Genomic DNA, 2,619 nt, shown 5'->3' with positions numbered 1-2,619 from the left:
GCGGGTCAGTCGGGATGGTGTACTGGACGCCGGTGGCGAGGATGTTCATCGCCACGGCATTGACGTCGGGCGCCCAGACCGGCGAGTTGACCAGGTTGGGGTTGGCCAGGAAGTTCTCGGCGAGCTGGCTGCCGAGGATTTCATTGACCAAGTTCTGTTCGCCGGGGCGGATGCCGCCGGTGATCAGGTTGTTGGCGTAGGCGGTGTTGCCGGTTGCGGTGTTGACGTCGCCCAGGCCGTCGACCTGGCTGGTGCCGGTGGTAATGAGGGTGCTGGTGTTGGCGCTGATCGATTGGGTCGGGTCGGGGGTGGTGGTTTGGCTGGGGCTCAGCGTCGTTGTGGTGGTGACGGTGAAGGCGTTGGTGGTGGCCTGGCCGTTGTTGAATTGGTAGCCGTAGCTGGCATCAACGCCGTTGACGAAGGATTCCAGTTCGAGGCCGGAAGCATTGTCTGTCTTGACGTAGCGGTCGGTATAGCCAGAGGACTGAGTGGCGTCGAGCGAGCGGGTGATCAGCGTTGTGGTGTTGGCTTGCGGGTCATTGATGAGGTACTGGTAGGTGCCGTCCGCCGGATTCATGGAGAGACGGACGTTGCCGTAGTCGACGACGAGGTTGTTTCCTACTTTCTGCGGCACGAAAATCTGCTGGCCAATCTGGAGCTTGAGTTCTTGGCCGGGCAGGAGGCCGTTGATTTTGATGAGGTCGTCGGCGGTGATGGGGTTGCCGTTTTTGTTCTCGATAAGGACGATATCGGAAAGTGTGCCGTCCTTTTTTAGAACTGCTGTATGCGAATCGACGTAGTCGATCAGCGCTGAAGAAGATGGGCGCATGATCACGCCGAGGCCAGATTCCGGCGCGGCAATCTGCGAGGGTTCGACGTTAGCCGCGCCGCCTGCGGAGTAAGAAGCAGAGTCGATGCCGAAGATTTGGGCGAGTGGGGCCACGTTCTCCGGAGCAACGAAGGCATTACCGCCACCATCGCCTCGCCCCAAGCCTGGTTTGTAAATCCCCGGATGCCCTTGCTCTACACTGGTATTTTCCTGATACAGCCGCTCCATGGTTTTCGGGCCGAAAACCATGGACGTCACCGTCAGCCCGTCTCGTTTAGCTTGTGAAAGACCGTTCATGTAATCTGTCGAGGCACTGTGATCAACGTAAAACTTGTCAGCCTCGACTGCCACCAGCCCGAGTATCTTGGGGGCGATACTAGGCACATTGCCGGCAAGGTCGCGCGCCAATTTCCCGTAATCGCTGGCATACGATGAAAGCGCCAACGGGTCGCTTCCCTTGTCAATATAGTTTTGTTTGTAATCTTCCAGTACGCGGATCGCCGTCTGGAGTTTGATATTGGCGTACCCGATGTCATTGAGGGTCGAAAAAACCGCTTTGGAGGCACCCACCTTGTCGTTGGCCCAGCCAAGCGCATTGACCATGCGATAGTCCGCACGAATCTCGATATCGGTCATCGTCGGAATCAGACTGTCCTGTATTGAATTGACGATGAGCTTGGCGAAGCTTTCGTCATAGGCCGTGCGCTCTTTGGCCATCAGGCCGGCAATCGCCATGGCGGAAACGCCAAGCGTATTGGCCACTTGTTGAATCGTGCTTTTTTCGCTTGTCACCCAGTTGAATGCGGCAGTGCTGAATTGTTGTTCGCTCATGATTTATCCTCCAATGTCGTTTCTGCAAAGTTTGAGATACCAGTGCGCTTCGAGACGGCGCGCCAGGCAACGGGGTGGGTTGTTCGGGACTGGCCAACCGGCTGGCCAGTCCTTATCCAGGTCAGGATGCAGTTGCCATTGCATTCCGCCCTTAAGACCATCTTCAAAAACCTGTTCGTCTGGATAATAGGCGTAATACTTCACGAGATTGCTGTAGGGCCAAAACCGCTCATCGATCAGCCCGGTAACATCCGCCTGCAATTCGAATTCGCGCCATTTCCAGGTGACTTCCTGACAACGTGCAAGGGGTGCGCCGAAAGGGCGAAGACAGATTTTTGGTTCGCTGGAATCGTAATGCCGCTTGATCCAGTAAAGGCCCAACTGTTGTTTCCATTCCTGCTTTCCCAGCATCTCTGGCGAGAACTCAAAATCCAGCTTTGGCTTCATCGTATACGCCACCACCTGATCGAACTCGGCGCGATGCTGCTGAAATCGCTCGATGAGTTCTTCATCAGATACCAATCGTTTAAACTTGGAACTGCCTCGATCAAACCAACCATCGAGACAAAGCCAGAAATTTCCAGGCTTGTAGCACTGGCCATAAGCATCGAGCGTCACGATTTGGAACACGCAATACACACAGAGCAGCGCGGCCGCGCTCCATAAAGCTAAATGGGTCACCCTTGATTTATTTTTTCGCAACAAAGTCATAGTCATACACTCCTGCTCAAAACCCGAACTCGGTTTTCGGTCCAGACTGTCGATACGGTAGCGGGCAGCTCTGTGCAACCAGCGCGGCGTCTAAAGTGGATCAAAATTTCCATGCCGCTAAATGGATACTTCCCGCTTTTCAGGGATTCCATTGCGTTCATTTGGCCGACCAACACATTGAGGTTGCTCAGCAACAATCTCAGAAACCAAGGTTGTCGCGACGGTGTAACCCGGGTACGTCTGCAAGG

General features: G+C 55.0%; 2 protein-coding genes. Both read right to left on the bottom strand.

What is annotated here, in order from left to right; translation table 11 throughout:
* Window positions 1-1,660 (bottom strand): hypothetical protein (locus Q1J43_RS05805; RefSeq protein ID WP_301101451.1); only part of this gene is annotated, 1,660 nt, incomplete at its 3' end.
* A gap of 3 nt (window positions 1,661-1,663) precedes the next feature.
* Window positions 1,664-2,377 carry a hypothetical protein gene (locus Q1J43_RS05800; RefSeq protein ID WP_301101450.1) on the bottom strand — a complete coding sequence of 238 codons (714 nt, stop codon included), beginning with the start codon at window positions 2,375-2,377 and terminating at the stop codon, window positions 1,664-1,666.
* Between the last annotated feature and the right edge of the window lie 242 nt (window positions 2,378-2,619).

The sequence above is a fragment of the Propionivibrio sp. genome (assembly GCF_029255185.1).
Lineage (GTDB): Bacteria > Pseudomonadota > Gammaproteobacteria > Burkholderiales > Rhodocyclaceae > Propionivibrio.
Note: the sequence above shows the minus strand (reverse complement) of the source record. Positions and strands in the feature narration are given on the sequence as shown.